The 17001-nt window shown below is 60.3% G+C and carries 14 protein-coding genes; 7 read left to right on the top strand and 7 right to left on the bottom strand.

Translation table 11 applies throughout. The features are described 5' to 3' along the window. Window positions 1-129: 129 nt before the first annotated feature. The 3 genes from AS89_RS0107135 to lgt are packed head-to-tail and all read right to left on the bottom strand — an operon-like array spanning window position 130 to window position 2397. A complete protein-coding gene (locus tag AS89_RS0107135; RefSeq protein ID WP_010131800.1) occupies window positions 130-648 on the bottom strand; it encodes a dihydrofolate reductase in 519 nt (172 codons plus the stop codon). Then, window positions 648-1481 carry a thymidylate synthase gene (locus AS89_RS0107140; RefSeq protein WP_010131801.1) on the bottom strand — a complete coding sequence of 278 codons (834 nt, stop codon included), beginning with the start codon at window positions 1479-1481 and terminating at the stop codon, window positions 648-650. Before AS89_RS0107140 ends, AS89_RS0107135 begins: the two co-directional genes overlap by 1 nt. 31 nt (window positions 1482-1512) lie before the next feature. Next, a complete protein-coding gene (gene lgt / locus AS89_RS0107145) occupies window positions 1513-2397 on the bottom strand; it encodes a prolipoprotein diacylglyceryl transferase (protein WP_010131802.1) in 885 nt (294 codons plus the stop codon). 90 nt (window positions 2398-2487) lie between these two features. On the opposite strand from lgt, the gene AS89_RS0107150 reads away from it, so the two are divergent. The 5 genes from AS89_RS0107150 (at window position 2488) to AS89_RS0107170 (ending at window position 9502) form a co-directional block, all read left to right on the top strand. Continuing rightward, a complete protein-coding gene (locus AS89_RS0107150; protein ID WP_010131803.1) occupies window positions 2488-3327 on the top strand; it encodes an NRDE family protein in 840 nt (279 codons plus the stop codon). Between the two features lie 299 nt (window positions 3328-3626). Beyond that, window positions 3627-5618, top strand: coding sequence for a L,D-transpeptidase family protein (locus tag AS89_RS0107155; protein ID WP_010131804.1), 1992 nt, complete (start codon window positions 3627-3629; stop codon window positions 5616-5618). 226 nt (window positions 5619-5844) lie between these two features. Next, window positions 5845-7212: a L,D-transpeptidase family protein gene (locus AS89_RS0107160; RefSeq protein ID WP_010131805.1), complete on the top strand. Its 1368-nt coding sequence runs from the start codon at window positions 5845-5847 to the stop codon at window positions 7210-7212. A 16-nt stretch (window positions 7213-7228) separates the two neighbouring features. Further along, window positions 7229-8527, top strand: coding sequence for a L,D-transpeptidase family protein (locus AS89_RS17125; RefSeq protein ID WP_010131807.1), 1299 nt, complete (start codon window positions 7229-7231; stop codon window positions 8525-8527). A 516-nt stretch (window positions 8528-9043) separates the two neighbouring features. Beyond that, window positions 9044-9502 (top strand): DUF882 domain-containing protein, encoded by a 459-nt coding sequence (locus AS89_RS0107170; RefSeq protein ID WP_010131809.1) that lies wholly within the window; start codon window positions 9044-9046, stop codon window positions 9500-9502. Between the two features lie 100 nt (window positions 9503-9602). Here AS89_RS0107170 and AS89_RS0107175 read toward each other — a convergent pair whose 3' ends face one another. Both AS89_RS0107175 and AS89_RS0107180 read right to left on the bottom strand, forming a co-directional pair. Next, on the bottom strand, window positions 9603-10844 hold the full coding sequence (locus AS89_RS0107175; protein WP_237709649.1) for an imelysin family protein: 1242 nt from the start codon (window positions 10842-10844) through the stop codon (window positions 9603-9605). Between the two features lie 58 nt (window positions 10845-10902). Beyond that, a complete protein-coding gene (locus tag AS89_RS0107180) occupies window positions 10903-11595 on the bottom strand; it encodes an HAD family hydrolase (protein ID WP_010131812.1) in 693 nt (230 codons plus the stop codon). A gap of 459 nt (window positions 11596-12054) precedes the next feature. Here AS89_RS0107180 and AS89_RS0107185 point away from each other — a divergent pair, with 459 nt between their 5' ends. Beyond that, the gene (locus tag AS89_RS0107185; protein WP_029249862.1) at window positions 12055-12558 is read left to right on the top strand and encodes an RNA pyrophosphohydrolase; all 504 of its coding nucleotides are present in this window, start codon (window positions 12055-12057) and stop codon (window positions 12556-12558) included. Window positions 12559-12699: 141 nt separating this feature from the next. Beyond that, window positions 12700-14979: a phosphoenolpyruvate--protein phosphotransferase gene (gene ptsP, locus AS89_RS0107190; RefSeq protein ID WP_010131814.1), complete on the top strand. Its 2280-nt coding sequence runs from the start codon at window positions 12700-12702 to the stop codon at window positions 14977-14979. 83 nt (window positions 14980-15062) lie between these two features. On the opposite strand, the gene gcvH is transcribed toward ptsP, so the two are convergent. Both gcvH and gcvT read right to left on the bottom strand, forming a co-directional pair. Beyond that, window positions 15063-15452: a glycine cleavage system protein GcvH gene (gene gcvH / locus AS89_RS0107195; RefSeq protein WP_010131815.1), complete on the bottom strand. Its 390-nt coding sequence runs from the start codon at window positions 15450-15452 to the stop codon at window positions 15063-15065. A gap of 70 nt (window positions 15453-15522) precedes the next feature. Beyond that, window positions 15523-16611, bottom strand: coding sequence for a glycine cleavage system aminomethyltransferase GcvT (gcvT, locus tag AS89_RS0107200; RefSeq protein WP_010131816.1), 1089 nt, complete (start codon window positions 16609-16611; stop codon window positions 15523-15525). Window positions 16612-17001: the final 390 nt, after the last annotated feature.

The raw sequence follows: 17001 nt of genomic DNA on the forward strand, positions 1-17001 counted from the left end.
CGAGCCGCCTGTGTAGCAAGGTAACACCCGGGTAACACTCACGGGGTTCATGCACACATTTGCAGCCATCCACTCTGTGCAACATTTGACCAAATCTACCCGAAAGAGTGTTTTTTGGTCAAATTGTATTTAAATAAACCTGTCGTACTGGACTAAGCAGTAGTTGTATTCATCTCGCTCCGAGGCAGGGTAACAGTGCCGCGAGACCTCTTTCCAGGTTTTATCGATATCCGGGAAAAACGCATCCCCCGCCACCTCGGCATCGACTTCCGTCACGTACAGGCGCTGGGCGAGCGGCAGGGCCTGGCGGTAGATCTCCGCACCGCCGATGACCATCAGTTCAGCCAGCCCCGCCTGCTGAGCGGCGGTATCGGCGAGTGCGATTGCAGCTTCCAGCGAAGACACAACCTCCACTCCCTCCGCGGCCCACGCGCTATTGCGGGTAATCACGATATTCTGCCGGCCGGGCAGCGGGCGCCCGATGGATTCGAAGGTCTTGCGCCCCATCACCACAGGCTTGCCCAGGGTGGTGCGCTTGAAAAACTGCAGGTCCCCGGAGATGCGCCACGGCAGGGTGTTCTCGCGGCCAATCGCGCCATTGCGCGCCATTGCCACAATCATGGCAATGGGGGTCTTTGGCGCAGCCATCACACCGCCACCGGCGCGGGGATATGCGGATGGGCCTCGTAGCCCTTCAGCTCAAAGTCCTCAAAACGGAACGCAAACAGGTCCTTCACCTCGGGGTTCAGCACCATTTGCGGTTTAGGCAGGGGTTGGCGCGACAGCTGCTCCTCGACCTGCTCCATATGGTTGGAATACAGGTGCGCATCGCCAAAAGTGTGAACAAAGTCACCAGGCTGCAGCCCGCAAACCTGTGCCAGCATCAGAGTGAGCAGGCTGTAGGAGGCGATATTGAACGGCACACCGAGGAAAATATCGGCACTGCGCTGGTACAACTGACAGGACAGCTTGCCGTCGGCCACGTAAAACTGGAACAGGGCGTGACACGGAGCCAGCGCCATTTTCCCGGCCGCCGCATTCGCACTCGGCGACACACCCTCGTCCGGCAAATCAGAAGGGTTCCAGGCGCTGACAATCAGGCGGCGGGAATCCGGCCGGGTCTTCAGCTGTTGCACCAGATCCTTGATCTGGTCGATATGCCGGCCATCCGCAGTGGGCCAGGAGCGCCACTGGTATCCGTATACCGGGCCCAAATCGCCCTCTTCGGTGGCCCACTCATCCCAGATACGCACGCCGTTGTCTTGCAGGTAACCGATATTGGTATCGCCCTGCAGGAACCACAGCAGCTCGTGAATAATCGAGCGCAGGTGGCACTTTTTGGTGGTGACCAGCGGAAAACCTTCCGCCAGGTCAAAGCGCATCTGGTAACCGAAGACACTGCGGGTACCGGTGCCGGTACGGTCACTTTTCAGGGTGCCGTTGTCGCGCACATGGCGCATCAATTCGAGGTATTGCTTCATCTATTTGCTAATTGCGTATTCTTGAAATCAGTTACTTGGCAGCGCTTCTTTTCAGCTTTGTGCCGCCCTTACTCTTTGCGCTATCGCCGGATGCCGGGGCGGTAGCGCCCTCGTCCTGACCGCGCCCTTCCGGCAGCGGCTGGGTGCGGTAGCTCCATACCAGGATGATGATACCGGCCACGATCATCGGCAGGCTCAGCAGCTGGCCGCGCGTCAGCCAGCCGAACATCACCTCGATACCCACATCCGGCTGGCGCACGAATTCCACCAGGAAGCGGAAAACACCGTACAGCAGGATAAACAGGCCGCCGACCGCCAGGCGCGGACGCGGTTTGCTGGAATAGATCCACAACACCACAAACAACACCAACCCCTCGAGGAAGGCCTGGTACAGCTGTGACGGGTGGCGCACCAACAGTTCCGGGTCGCGGGGGAACACCATCCCCCAGGGGCCGTCGGTTTCGCGTCCCCACAGTTCCTGACCGATAAAGTTGCCCAGGCGCCCCAGGCCAAGGCCAATGGGCACCAGCGGGGCGACAAAATCGATCAGCGCCGGGAAGGTGGTGCCGATTTTGCGGGCATAAATGGTGGCCGCCAGCATCACGCCGATCAGGCCCCCATGGAAACTCATCCCCCCTTCCCACACCTTGAACAGGCTGAGCGGGTGGGCCAACAGCTCGCTGAAGTTGTAGAAGAACATGTATCCGAAGCGGCCACCCACCACCACGCCGATGGCGCAGAACAAAATCAGATCCTCAACCTCGGACTTGATCACCGGTGACCAAGGCTTCTGCGCCCGGCGCATGGCCAGCCACCACGCCGCGACAAAGCCGGCCAGGTACATCAGGCCATACCAGTGAATCTTGAGCGGGCCAATGGCCACCGCAACGGGATCTATCTCGGGGTACGTCAGCATGCTGAAACCGCGGTTGTGGAAAGTGGGCGTTATTATGGTTGGAAACCCATTGCCAGTAAAAGCCCGGGATTGGCCGGGAGCGGAATTTCCATGTGCCTACTACTGATAGCCTACCGCCAACACCCCCAATTCCCCCTGCTTGTGCTGGCCAACCGGGATGAGTTCTATGCCCGCGCCACACAAGCCGCAGGCCCCTGGCATGACCAGCCGATTACTGCCGGTCGCGACCTCGAGGCCGGTGGGACCTGGCTAGGGGTCGCCCCGAATGGACGCGTCGCTGCGGTCACCAATATGCGTGAGCCCGCAGTACCGGAACCTGACGATGCGCTGTCGCGCGGGGAGATTCCGGTCAATTTCCTCACCGGTGACCTCACGCCCAGCGCCTTCGCCCAGGGTATACAGGGGCCTCGCTACCGGGGCTTCAATACACTCCTGTTCGATGCCAGCCTGCTCGACGACGACAGCAACCCGGCACTGGTGTGCGCCGGCAATCGCCATCAGCCGTTTGCCATCACCGCGGGCGTGCACGGCATTTCCAACGGGGCGCCCGACGCGCCGTGGCCCAAGGTGGTTCACGGCTGTGCGGCCCTGCGCACACTTACCGCGGACCTGCCCTGCGCGCTGGATCAAGACAATTTTGTGACCCCGGCGCTGGCGCTACTGGCAGACGCGCGCCGCGCGACAGACGCAGAGCTGCCCAGTACCGGGGTCGGCACGGCGCTGGAGAGCGCGCTGTCTTCCATTTTTGTGCGCATTGCCGACGGCGACGCGCCCACCGGGTCAGCGCTTGCCGCCGGCTACGGTACGCGAGTCAGTTCACTGGTCGCAGTGGATCGGGACGGTGGCATCCAGTTTTGGGAACAGGGATACGAAAACGGTCAGCGCATCGGCGCACCGCGCTACTTTCGCCTGAGCCCACCCGCCGGCTAAGGCCACAATCTGCATCCAATAGCTGGCACAAGATCAAATGAATCTAACGCCAAGCAAATCTCACATTTGTTGCCATACTTAAGTGCACAGGCAGGCGGACGTTGAGATACGCGCAAGTCGTTCTCACGATTCGTCTTAATAAAAGGAAGGTCGCGCGGGATGCTCGGCTAAGGTGCGCTGACGGTGAACATGTTCACCGGGTTGTCGAGGAGAGGCGCGCCGAAGGTTGGGAAGGTATGAACGATCGGGCCCCGGCTTCCGCACTGTAAACCGGCGCCCTGCAGTATCGCTGAGGTACCATGTCATATTTCATTCCAGAGCGTCGCAAACGCAAATCGGTTCTGCCGCTTATTTTTCTCGGCAGCTTGTGCGTGTTTGCCCTCTATTACGCTTTCACTGCCAATCAGAAAACGGTGCCGGTGCTACCGGAGAATGCCGTGCGTCCGCATTTGGTGAACTGGCTGGAGCACAACCCGGATGCCTGGCCCGCCCAGGACCCAATCTTCAATCCGATTGCCGTGCGCCGCATCTACCGCCGCACGGATTATCGCCTGCTGTGGTTTGATAACTACAGCCTCAGCGATACGGCGAATGACCTGCTCAAGCAGCTGACCGCGTCGAGCTCTGGCAACCCCAGCAGCATGGTGGATTACCGTTACCACCTGGGTTACTTCGACCGCACCCTGCGCGATACCCCGCAGCGGCTGCAAATGGCGGCGGTGCTCGACGTCTTGCTGACCGACGCCTTTATCTCCTACGCGCAGGACACCCAGCTCGACAAGTTGCGCCCCAAAGCACCCAAGCGCCATCCCGGCCTGCGCATGCGCAACAAACACATCACCCCGGTGAACCTCACCGAGGGCGGCTTCAAAATGGCCAGCCACAGCAGCGATGCCGCCGACCTGCTCGACGGGCTGCAGCTTGCCAGCAATAGCTATGGCAACGATTCCGGCCGCCAGTATTTCCGTGGCTACAACCGCGGTAACACGACGGTGAACCGCTCGCGCTACTATACCCAGCGCTCGTCCCAGGGCCGTCAGGTTTACAGCAGCGGGTCGCGTTATAGCACCAGTCACAGTGCGCGCTATTCGACCCGGAGCTATCCGCGCGCTCACACCACGAACCGCTCCTATCCGCGGGTGATGCCGCGCTTTCGCAGCCTGGCAGATGAAGGCTCAGGCCTGACACCATCCCATGGCGAAGGCTTGTATGTCGAAGAAAGCACTCCGTTCGGCAACGATGCTCAGGCCCTGCGTGAGCAACTCGCCCGCTATCGCAATATGGCTGCATCCGGCCGCTGGCGTCCGCTGCCCGCCGGGCCGGCGATGACTTTGGGTGCCAAGCACGCGAATGTCATTCACCTGCGCAATATGCTGACGGTGTACGGGGACTATTACGGTTTCGGTGACGACATCAACAGCAAGAAGTTTGACCAGCGCCTGCACAATGCAGTGGTGCGCTTCCAGGTACGCCACGGTCTAAAACCCGATGGCATCGTGGGCAAACAGACCCGCCAGCGCATGAACATCTCGCCATCCGCCCGCGCGCGTATTATTGAAACCAATATTCGCCGCCGCGAGAAACTGCCGGCCAACCTGGGCAACCGCTTTATTCAGGTGAACATCCCCGGATACCGCCTGAACTATGTGGAACAGGATCGTATCAAGCTGTCGATGAATGTGGTGGTCGGCAAGAAGGTCCACCAGACTCCGGAAATCAACACACGCGTGTCACGGGTGGTCTTCAATCCAACCTGGACGGTACCGCGCAGCATTCTGGTAAGCGAAATCCTGCCCAAAGCCCGCGCCAACCCCCATGGCATGGAAAACCTGGGCTACCGCGTGGTCAATGGCAGCGGTGAATACCTGCCGCTGAACTCCCAGAACCTGAAGCGAGCAGCCGCTGGTGGTTTCCTGATGCGCCAGAAAGGCGGCGAGCAGAATATTCTGGGGCGGATCAAGTTTGAGATCCCCAACTCCGACGAGATCTACCTGCACGATACGCGCGCCAAAAGCCTGTTCAGCCTCACCGATCGTGACTATAGCCACGGCTGTGTTCGCCTGGAGAAACCCCGCCAGCTGGCCCAGGTGCTGCTGCAGGAAGAACCTGGTGACTGGAGTCGCTACCGCATCGAGCAGCTGACCACCGGTGACGACACCACCGAGGTGCGCATGAGCAAGAATGTGAAGGTGTACCTGACCTACTGGACTGCATGGGTCGACGGACAGGGACGCATGCATTTCCGCCCCGACATCTACGGCAAGGACGGTCTCACCGCCAACCAGTTCTGATACTTCTCTCACTGCTCTTGAAACCGCCGGGTGCAGGAAGCACCCGGCCCAATTCAACGCCCTATATTCCTAAACCACCGGACATTCTCAATCCGCATACCCGAATCGTATTTGCCGCCATTCCGGTCACAAATTACCAATTAATGCACAGCGCTCGCACACCGTGCGCTGTTCGATTGGTAATGAGGGGCCGCGCGAGCTGCCCCGGCATAGACAGGGGTCAGCAATGGGCAACAAGTTGGGATATCCGGTCACGTTCAGTGCGGCAATGCTACTGTCGCTGTCCCTCGATACGACCGCGCTGCAACAGTCAGCACCAGAACCACAAACTCTCTCAGACCAGACCGAGCAGCCAGCTCCCGCCGGCCAAAAACACTCTGCCGAGCGCAAGCGCGCCGGAGGCGCCGCGGTTTCCGACCAGAGCGCCTCTTACAGTCCCTACACCCCTTACGGGCGCCAATATGCGTTGATGCGCGAGGAATTGGCGCGCTACCAGTCCCTGAGCGACACCGGTATCTGGCAGCCGCTGCCCGCGGGGCAACCGCTGGCGCCCGGAGTGCGCGACGAACGCGTGAAAACACTGCGCAGCCTGCTGATGCAGTATGGCGACTTGCCCCTCTCCACCGACATGGCGGCGGCGACCTCGCCCCGCACCTCCGAGACCAGTGCCTCCGAGACCAGTGCCTCCGAGATCAACACCACTGAGACCACCGCCAAAGCCCCGCCTGCTGCCGATCTCTTCGATCAACAGTTGCGCATGGGCGTTGAACGCTTCCAGCGCCGCCATGGGCTGCGCGCCGATGGCGTCGTCGACAAGCGCACCCGCGATGCGCTGAATACCCCACCGGAGAAACGCCTGAAGACACTCGAAGCCAACATGACGCGCTGGCAGCAAACCCCCAAAGACCTGGGGCCGCGCTATCTGGTGGTGAATATTCCCGAATACACCCTGCGCCTGATGGAGAATGAGCAAGAGCAATACCGCATGCGCGTGGTGGTGGGCAAGACCAAGCACCAGACGCCGCTGTTGAGCACGCGCATGACCCGGGTGGTGTTCAACCCCACCTGGACGGTGCCGCGCAGTATCGCGCTCAAGGAACTGTTACCCAAAGGCGCCGGCACCCTGACCGCCGGGGGCTACCGTCTCATCAATAATCGCGGCAAGGCCGTGCCCTTCAGCGGCGCCAACCTGCGCGCTTTGCGCCTGGGTGGCGTGGCCCTGCGCCAGCGGGGTGGCGAGGGCAATGCGCTGGGGCGCTTCAAGTTCATCATCCCCAACCAGCAAGCGATTTTCCTGCATGACACGCAGAAAAAAGAACTCTTCGGGCGTAGCCAGCGCGCCTTTAGCCACGGCTGTGTGCGCCTGCAAAAGCCGCGGGAGTTGGCGCAGATTGTGCTCGCAAACCAGGGCCGGCCTGGCAAATGGGACCAGGAACGACTAGCGCGCTTTACCACCGGCAGCCGCACCCGCTCGGTAGAGCTGGACCAGCCCATCCCGGTCCATATTGTCTACTGGACGGCATGGGTGGATGAGGAAGGCCTGCTGAATTTTCGCCCGGACGTTTACCAGCTCGATAAGAACACTACCGAATAACCACGGGGGGAGTTAGATGTGCATTAATAAACGCCTGACAAATACCAACCCACCCGGTCTCAGCCTGAATGCGCGGCACTCACTGGTGGTGATGGGTTTTTGTGCCCTAATCCCACTGAGCGCACTTGCCGAAAACGTTACATCGCGCACGCACGGAGCGACCGCCAACACCGATGTTGTCGTATCCAATCCACAACCCCTGGAAGCAAACACCGAGCAGCAAAGCACCCTGCCACCGGTGGTCGCGGCCGACAGAGCCATCGATTTCGCCTCTGCCGGCAATGCCCTGCGCGAGAAGGCAGTGCGCTACCGCACGCTGGCACAGAACTGGCAGCCGATCGATGCCGGCACCCCCCTGCGCGCCGGGGACCAGGGGCCAAGAGTGACGCAGCTGCGGGCCATTTTGAAATTGTATGGGGACTATCAGGGCCCACTCGGGCCGCTCGCACCCGCAACCTCGGCCGACGATCGCTTTGACGCGGGACTGCAGCGTGCAGTGGAGTCCTACCAGCGCCGCCATGGCATCGAAGTGACCGGCACTGCCAACCGCATTACGCTGGAGGCGCTGTCACGGTCACCGCAGGAGCTGGCAGAAATCCTCGAGATCAATGCGGAGCGCTGGGACAAGCTCCCCAGCAAGCCCGGCGATCGTTATATCTTCGTCAATGTGCCGGATTACCAGCTGCAACTGATCGACGGACAGCAGGTGGTGCTGTCCATGAAGACCGTGGTCGGCAAGAGCAGTAAACGCACCCCGGACCTGAATACCCGGGTGGTATCGGTGGTGTTCAACCCCACCTGGACGGTGCCGCGCAGCATCCTGCTGACCGACCTGCTGCCCAAGGCGCGGAACTTCCCCGAAGCCATGCACAAACGCGGCTACCGGGTAATCCGCTACGGCACCAACACCACCACCCCCATCAATGAAAAAAGTCTCGAGAGCGCCGCCCGTGGCAAGGCCACGCTGCGCCAGATCGCCGGCCCCGGTAATACCCTCGGGCGGGTGAAGTTTGTTATCCCCAACAAGCAGGCCATTTACCTGCACGATACCCAGGCGCAGAGCCTGTTTGAGCAGCGCCATCGCGCCTTCAGCCATGGCTGCATCCGGCTCCAGCAGCCAGAAGAGCTGGCCTATGCCCTGCTGGGGAAACAGGGGTGGGACAGAACCCGGGTCGCACAGGCGACCACGGGAGACGAATCAGTCACCATCAAGGTGGAAAACCCGCCCAAACTCTTTATTACCTATCTCACCGCGTGGGTCGATCATCTGGGCCAGGTGCAGTTCCGGCCCGACATCTATCACCGGGACCGCTAGGCTCCTTAATTACCCCTGAAGCTAGCAGGCCCACTGGCAGCCGCCTGAGCGCCCCGTTTCACACCCCACTACAGGGCGCTTCCCCCTACTCCGCGGCCCTAGCCAGCGTATCCCTAGCGCCTATCGCAGCACATACCCCCGCAGCCCACCTTTTCAGAACTTTCAGGTCACAGAAAAACAATTTCCCAACGATGACAGCGTTGTCACCAAAAATTAGGGGATCCGTGATCCCGGCAAAGCAAAAAAAATCCTCAGTGCGTAGCGTGATAGAAAAAAATCGCCAGCCTGTTCTTCGATCAATTCGTCATTAACGCTGATCGATTTGTAACCAAAGGTTATTTTTTGTACAGTGCATCCATACCGAGTGGCACCGGAAGCTTCTCGAAGACTAGAGGCTTATGAAAGCACAACTCACTACGACACCAAAGGCGGTAACAGGGTATGAAAGAACTTTCCAGACGCAGGTTTTTAGCAGTTTCTGCAGCAACTGCGGCGGCGGTTTCAGCCGGCCCCGCAATGGCAAAAGTGGGTAAGTCGCGCAACCTGAAAATGCGTAACTTGCACACCGGTGAGCGCCTGAACACGGCCTACTGGGCAAATGGCGACTACGACGGTAGCGGCCTCAAGCAGTTCAACCGACTGCTGCGCGACCACCGCGCCAACGAAGTAACACGAATGGACCCGAAACTGTTCGACATCGTGTACAAGATCAAGGAAAAGCTGAACTACAACGGTGAGATCGAGATTATCTCCGGATACCGTTCTCCCAAGACCAACGCCAAGCTCCGCGCAGCTGGCCGTGGTGTGGCGCGACGCAGCTACCACACCCGAGGCATGGCACTGGATATCCGCATGCCGGGTGTCGCCCTGTCTAAAGTGCGCAAAGCGGCGCTGGACCTGAAAGCAGGTGGCGTGGGTTACTATCCGAAGAGTAACTTCGTACACGTAGACACCGGCCCGGTTCGTCGCTGGTAAGCGACTGACCGCGCCCCACCCCGGACTTAACCGGGAAACAAAAAACCCAGGCTTTGCCTGGGTTTTTTGCGTTTGCCGTCGGGAATCGGTTCGCCGGTGCTCACTCCTCCGGCAAGGTGACACTCACCGGGGTCATATCCTCTTCCCGAGCCGGCACCTTGGTATCCCCAGAAATTAATCCCAGCAGTTTTTCCACTTGCTGGCGGCTGCGCTGCAATTCTGCTGGCTCCGCCAGCTCGATGGGGTCTTCCATCTTCAGCAACCGCGCCTCCAGCAAACCAAAGGTCTCCGCCAGTGCCGCAGCCTGGTGCTGGTCCAGCAACATATCTGCCAGCCCGGAGCCCTCGCCCGGCAACCAGGCCACCTGCAAATTGCGCAAAATGGCCAGCAGTGCCTGCTTGGAGTTTGCCGCCAAACCGCTTTCTACGTCGCTCTCGGAGCTCTCCGGTACCCGCGGCAAGATTTCATTCCGCAGAAGATCAACATGGGCACTGCGAATCCACTGCAAACGGGCAACGGGTTCTCGCGCGAGGTAGAAGCGCGACAGGTCATTGGCGGTGACCGGCCAGCGATTGGCCAGTTGCGACATGTCTTCACTGATACCCTGGGTAATCAGCCGGGTCAATTCTCGGCGTCGATTGGACGCCTGCGCCTTGGGTTCCTCGCCCCCACTGGACTCGGCGAACTGATCGGCTGTGCGCTCACCGGTAGGCCCCCACAGCATAATTTCGAGGGCGTGAAAGCCGGTGCTGGCCTCTTCATGGGCGGTCAACCGGTGCTGCTTGCGCAGGTTGGCCAGGGTCAGCTCGATCGCGGTATCGTTCACGATGCCACTGGTCGAGTAGCCGGGCACGGTATCCAGATAGCCCGCCTGTACCGGCCAGCTGTTCAGCGCCATCAGCAAATCCTGGCCCTGCTGCTGCAGCTGCGAGGGCGCGAAGGCGACCTTGATAAACGGCAGCGCCGCAGAAAATTCGCGATGCGCATCCAGCCATGCCAACTTGGCGGACTCGAGATGATCCTCCGAGGGCACCATCAGCAACTGGGTGACCGCGCGATCCAGCGCCTGGGTGGCGGCTTGCGCATCAATGACCTGGGCTTGCCCGGCCTGCCAGTATTCCGCCGAGTAGGCGTTCGCAGCGGCCGCATTAACGGCCTGCACCGGAGTGGCGGATGCCTCCTCCTGCGCGCCATCTGCTTCCGGTTTGCGCTCACACCCGCTGGCAGCCAGTAACAATCCGCCTAGAAGCAGTGTCTGGACCAGTCGCTTTGCGCCACTTGAATGACGTTTTGCACGCCCCTGACAAGACCATATCCCGGGTACTGCGTTTTTTATCTGCACAAACAACCCCTAAGACCCTGTATTTACTGTGATATTGAAAAAATCGATGCGGTGGACTTTACCAGTCCATCGCACTGGCAAAATCTTCGTAGTCACCGCGCAGGCTGATCACTTTCCATCCACGAGTGAGCGCTTCCTCACGCAGCCGGCTGTCGGGGTCCACCGCAACGGGGAACTCTACCTGCTCTAGCAGGGGCAAATCGTTGATGGAATCGCTATAAAACCACTTTTGCCCCGCGGCGAATTGGGGGTAGGTATCCAACCACTGCTGCAGGCGCAACACCTTGCCCTCCTGAAAACACGGCTGCCCAGCCACCTGGCCGGTGAACTTGCCATTCACCTCTTCAGGCTCCGTCGCCAACAGGGTATCCACTCCCAGGCGCGCAACGATCGGCTCCACCACAAAGCGATTGGTGGCGGTGATAATCATGATGTGGTGCCCCGCGTCGCGGTGCCGCTGGATCAGGGTTTCCGCGTGAGGCAGCCAGATGTCGCCGATGACCTCCTGCATAAATTCCTGCTGCAGGTTCTGCAACTGCCCGCGCGACAGCTGGGCTAATGGCTCCAGTGCAAAAGAAAGATACGCAAAGATATCCAGGGCACCCTGCTGGTAGTCCCGATAGAAGCGATCGTTCTCGCTGCGGAACCGCTCCCCGTCCACACACTCGCGCTGCACCAGGAACTCGCCCCAGGCGTGGTCGCTGTCGCCGCCAATCAATGTGTTGTCGAGGTCAAAAATCGCCAGCTGCACAAAAATTCTCCTTTATTGACTATAGGGCACGGCTGTCGCCCACGGCGCCCTGACACAATCTTTTCGCGCCAATCCCGTCGCCTCCGCGGCCAGGCAGCAATGCAGCCACTAACCAGGCTTCCCTGTCAGGGGGCGGCAGAGTTTACCCTGCCGACTGCCGGGATACATCGACCGCCGTCACTGAATTGCTGTAATTCGACCGCTGTGGAACAATGCAGGACATTATGGTGCGCTGGGTGTGTTACGCCCGGCCGGCTGGTCGAGATGAACTCGGCGCCCGGCTTGCGCACCGCAAAGATTGAGGACGGTATTTTGGGCGACGGCAAGCACACACCCGCCGGGCGAAAAAACCGCCGCAAACCCACCAGGTCTTCCGCGCGCAACGACCGCTCTGGCGGCAACAAGACACAGCGCAAGCAGGCGGCAGATGCTGGTGCGACTTCGGACAACAGCAGCAATATCGACAGCGAGGGCTTCCGCCCAAATGTTGGCATCATTGTTCTGAACGCGCGCGGCCAGGCTCTCTGGGCGCGCAGGGTAGGCGGCAAGGACGCATGGCAATTTCCGCAGGGCGGCATCAATCCGGGTGAATCCCCGGAGCAGGCACTGTATCGGGAGCTTTACGAGGAGGTCGGCCTGACCCGCAGCCAGGTCACCATGCTCGGCTGTACCCGTGGCTGGCTGCGCTACCGCCTGCCACAACGCTTGGTGCGGCGCCGCTCGGAACCCCTGTGTATCGGCCAAAAGCAAAAGTGGTTCCTGCTCCAGCTCAATGCAGATGAGAGCAACATCAGTTTCAACAACGGCTACAAACCGGAGTTCGATCATTGGCGATGGGTGAGTTACTGGCACCCATTGACCAAAGTGGTGACCTTCAAACGCGAGGTCTACCGGCGCGCCCTCACAGAGCTGGCGCCCACACAAATACAATTGGAAAGACGCTGGCTGAAGCGCGACCAGTAACCCTGTTACCGCGGCACCCCAGGGACATGCGGGTACCGCGCCACAGTCACGACACAGTCGCGCCATAATCGTGACATAGTCGCGCGAGCCAGCGATGGAGGCAGCCCAGCCTGACTCCGCATTACGGCGAGGACAGCCATTTTGCTCGGATCATTACGCAGTATCGTTCAGCAAGTGAATACCGCTCGGGACCTGCCGTCGGCGCTGGATATTATCGTCCGCCAGGTGCGCGAGGTGATGCAAACGCGCGTTTGCTCGGTCTACCTGCGTGATAAGCACTCTGGCAACTACGTGCTGATGGCCACCGAGGGCCTGAATCAAGACTCGGTCGGCCAGGTACACATGGCGCCCGGTGAGGGTCTGGTGGGCAACGTGGCCACCCGCGAGGAGCCGATCAACCTGGAACACGCGGAAGCGCACCCGGCGTTCCAGTACTTCCCTGCAACCGGCGAGGAGCGCTTCTCGGCCTTCCTCGGCACCCCGATTATTCACCACCGCTCCGTGCTCGGTGTGCTGGTAGTACAGCAGGCCGAGCGCCGTCGTTTTGATGAAGGTGAAGAAGCCTTCCTGGTCACCCTGTCCGCGCAGCTCGCCGGGGTTATTGCCCATGCGGAAGCCACCGGTGCCCTTGCCACCATGGGCCAGCAGCGCAACGAGGCGAAGTTCAACGGCCTCGCGGCCTCTCCGGGCATCGCCATTGGCCGCGCCCATATCGTCGCACCGCCGGCCAACCTGGCAACCGTACCCTTCGCCTGCGCCATGGATGTGGATGCAGAGCTGGCGCTGTTCCAGCAAGCATTGTCTGCGGCCCGCAGCGAAATTCGCGAGGTCGGCGAGCGTCTCAAGGGCGAGCTAAACAGAGAAGAGCGCGCGCTGTTCGATGCCTATATCAGCATGCTCGATGACAGCTCCATCGCGGTAGAAGTGTGCGAGCGGATTCGCCAAAAGCTAACCGCCAGCCGTGCCTGGGCAGAGGTAATGCTTGAGCATGTGCGCCGCTTTGAGGCCATGTCCGACTCCTATTTCCGTGACCGCGCCGCGGATGTGCGCGACCTGGGCGCACGGGTATTGATGCACCTGCGCCAGCAAGAGCAGAGCCAGCGCGACTACCCCAACAACACCATCCTGATCGGCGAGGAGCTGACTGCCTCGGTGCTCGCAGACGTGCCCAGGGAGAAGCTCGCGGGACTGGTGTCGGTAAAAGGCTCCGGCAACAGCCATGTGGCCATTCTCGCGCGCGCCATGGGCGTTCCCGCGGTGATGGGGGCGCAGGATTTGCCCTGGGAACAGATCGATGGCGTGGACATGATTGTCGACGGTTATCGTGGCAGCCTGCACCTGCAGCCCGGTTCAGAACTGCGCCGCCACTATGAGGCCATTGTGGCAGAAGAGCGGGAACTGGCGCGCAACCTGGACCATCTGGCGCAGTTGCCCGGGGAAACCGCCGACGGGCACCGGGTGCGACTGTGGGTAAACACCGGCCTGATGGCTGACGTGGTGCGCTCGCTGGAGCGCGGCGCCGAAGGTGTCGGCCTATACCGCACCGAGGTGCCATTCCTGCTGCGGGATCGCTTCCCGTCGGAAGAGGAGCAGCGCGAGATCTACCGGGAGCAGTTGGAGGCCTTCGCCCCCCGTCCGGTAACCATGCGTACCCTGGATATCGGCGGCGACAAGGCCCTCACCTACTTCCCCATCGAGGAAACCAACCCCTTCCTTGGCTGGCGCGGCATTCGCGTCACACTCGACCACCCGGAAATTTTCCTTGGCCAGGTGCGCGCCATGATGAAGGCCAGTCTCGGGCTGGATAACCTGCGCATCATGCTGCCCATGGTGACCGGGGTGGGCGAAGTGGAGGCGGCACGCAAACTGGTGGATCGCGCCTACGATGAGCTGCTGGACGAGGGTTATGCCATCAAGCGCCCGCCACTGGGAATCATGATCGAAGTTCCCTCGGCGGTTTACCAGGCCCGCGAACTATCCAAACGGGTCGACTTTCTGTCGGTGGGCAGCAACGACCTAACCCAGTACCTGCTGGCGGTGGATCGCAACAACAGTCGGGTCGCGAGCATCTATCACAGCCTGCACCCTGCGGTGCTGCAGGCGCTGCTGCAAGTGGTTACCGCTTGCCACGAGACCAGCACCAAGGTGGGTATCTGCGGTGAGCTGGCGGGATCACCGGGCGGCGCTCTGCTGCTGGTGGCCATGGGCTACGATGTGCTGTCGATGAATGCGACCAACTTGCCGCGGGTCAAGGCGGCCCTGCGCGAGGTCAACAAGTCCGACCTGGACCGCCTGCTGCAGCAGGTGCTGAAAATGGAGAGCCCGGAGCAGATCGAAGAAAAACTGCTGGGCTACCTGCAGGACCTTGGTATCGGTGGGCTGATGCAGCCACAGCAAACGGAAACCAGCTCCGATTCGTGACAGGTTGACGCATTGGACAAACAAAATTGGACAAACAAAAACGCCGGGCAATGCCCGGCGTTTTTTCGTCAGCGAAACGGCAATTAGCCCTCTTCGCTCTCTGCCTTGTACGCATCCGCGTCCAGCAGCTTGTCCAGCTCGCCTTCGTCGCTGGGCTTCACGCGGAAGAACCAGCCATCGTCGTAAGGGCTGGAGTTTACGGTTTCCGGCTCATCTTCCAGCGCTTCGTTGATCGCAACGACTTCACCGGAAATCGGTGCGTAGATGTCGCTGGCGGCCTTCACAGACTCAACCACACCCGCCTCTTCACCGGCAGACAGAGTCTGGCCCACTTCCGGGGTTTCTACGTAAACCACATCACCCAGTGCGTCCTGGGCGTGATCGCTAATACCGACGGTTACCGTGCCGTCTTCTTCCAACCGCGCCCACTCGTGGCTGGAGGCGTACTTCAGTTCGTTGCGAATCTCGCTCATGGGTTCTTCCCTCAAATAAGCTCAAAAAAAGCGATAAACAGTGTATTCATCAAAAAGTGCAGCGACGCGCTTAGACCAGTGGTTTGCCGTTGCGCACAAAACTCGGTTTCACTACCCGCACCGGAACCAGCTTGTTGCGGATTTCTACTTGCGCGGAGTCACCAACACTCACCGGTACGCGGGCCATTGCGATGGAGAAGCCCAGAGTGGGTGAGAAAGTTCCGCTGGTGATGATACCGCGGCGATTCGTATCGTCCACCACAACCTTCTGGCCTGCGCGTAAAACACCGCGATCTTCGAGCACCAGGCCAACCAGCTTGTTCTCGACGCCAGCGGCCTTTTCCTGCGCCAGCGCTTCCCGGCCGATAAACTGACGATCTTCCGGCTCCCATCCGATGGTCCAAGCCATATTTGCCTGCAGCGGCGAGGTATCGTCATCCATCTCGTTGCCGTACAGGTTCATGCCCGCCTCGAGACGCAGAGTGTCGCGCGCGCCGAGGCCGCAAGGTGCGACGCCCGCATCCGCCAGCGCCTGCCAGAAGCCCGGCGCATCCTCGTTATTGAGCATAATCTCGAGGCCATCTTCACCGGTATAGCCGGTGCGGGCAATAAACCAGTCGCCACGGGCAATACTGTTAAACACCTTGAGATCGGTGATGGCGGCGGTCCAGTCAATGCCCATCACCTCTTTCACCTTCTCGATCGCCTGCGGGCCCTGAATTGCCACCATGGCCAGGTGCGGGCGCTCTGTCAGGGTCACATCAAATGCCTGGGCCTGCTCATTCATCCACGCCAGGTCTTTTTCACGGGTAGCGCAATTCACCACCACGCGATAGCCGGGGTCTCGCAGGTAAACGATGAGGTCATCCACCACGCCACCCTGCGGGTTGAGCATGCCGGTATACAGGGCCTTGCCCGGGTTACCGTCCAGCTTGGCCACATCGTTGGCGAGCAGGGTACGCAGATAGTCCCGTGCACCGGCGCCATCCACATCTACGACGGTCATATGGGAGACATCAAACATGCCGGCATCCTGGCGCACCTTGTGGTGCTCCTCGAGCTGTGAGCCATAGTGCAATGGCATGTCCCAGCCACCAAAGTCCACCATCTTGCCGCCCATGGCGACGTGGGCATCGTAGAGCGCGGTTTTATTTCCCATTCTGAGCAGATTCCCCAATCGAGTGTTTGCCTTGCTAGTGATTGCCTGGGGCCTCGGGTAACCCCAGAGGCAGCGCCACTTGCCGAGGGCTGGCGCGGGCAATCGCTAAAGCGGCGTATTCTACCGGCGGCAGAGCGGCAGATACCAGATGCCAATACTCTGCAAAGACTAGCAGCCGCAGTGAAAAATATTACTTGCTGGGCCCTGTGAAGGGTATTGCCGGGAGATTGGCCAGGCGTACACCGCTGTTGGTCGATAAAAATCCTGGCAACAGCGATGAAAGCGCCACCACATTTGGCGGCACGCTATATAAATATGCAAAAAAAGAACTTTTGGTACTAAGGCGTTTGCAGTAGTTTTACCCGTCATCGGAATTAGAACAACGCGTCC

Source organism: Microbulbifer agarilyticus S89, from assembly GCF_000220505.1.
Taxonomy (GTDB): Bacteria; Pseudomonadota; Gammaproteobacteria; order Pseudomonadales; family Cellvibrionaceae; genus Microbulbifer; species Microbulbifer agarilyticus_B.

What these genes read in the sequence shown, in the direction of transcription:
- AS89_RS0107135 (WP_010131800.1), bottom strand. Translation starts at nt 648, where the DNA reads ATGGCTGCGCCAAAGACCCCCATTGCCATGATTGTGGCAATGGCGCGC.
- AS89_RS0107140 (WP_010131801.1), bottom strand. Translation starts at nt 1,481, where the DNA reads ATGAAGCAATACCTCGAATTGATGCGCCATGTGCGCGACAACGGCACC.
- lgt (WP_010131802.1), bottom strand. Translation starts at nt 2,397, where the DNA reads ATGCTGACGTACCCCGAGATAGATCCCGTTGCGGTGGCCATTGGCCCG.
- AS89_RS0107150 (WP_010131803.1), top strand. Translation starts at nt 2,488, where the DNA reads ATGTGCCTACTACTGATAGCCTACCGCCAACACCCCCAATTCCCCCTG.
- AS89_RS0107155 (WP_010131804.1), top strand. Translation starts at nt 3,627, where the DNA reads ATGTCATATTTCATTCCAGAGCGTCGCAAACGCAAATCGGTTCTGCCG.
- AS89_RS0107160 (WP_010131805.1), top strand. Translation starts at nt 5,845, where the DNA reads ATGGGCAACAAGTTGGGATATCCGGTCACGTTCAGTGCGGCAATGCTA.
- AS89_RS17125 (WP_010131807.1), top strand. Translation starts at nt 7,229, where the DNA reads ATGTGCATTAATAAACGCCTGACAAATACCAACCCACCCGGTCTCAGC.
- AS89_RS0107170 (WP_010131809.1), top strand. Translation starts at nt 9,044, where the DNA reads ATGGCAAAAGTGGGTAAGTCGCGCAACCTGAAAATGCGTAACTTGCAC.
- gcvH (WP_010131815.1), bottom strand. Translation starts at nt 15,452, where the DNA reads ATGAGCGAGATTCGCAACGAACTGAAGTACGCCTCCAGCCACGAGTGG.
- gcvT (WP_010131816.1), bottom strand. Translation starts at nt 16,611, where the DNA reads ATGGGAAATAAAACCGCGCTCTACGATGCCCACGTCGCCATGGGCGGC.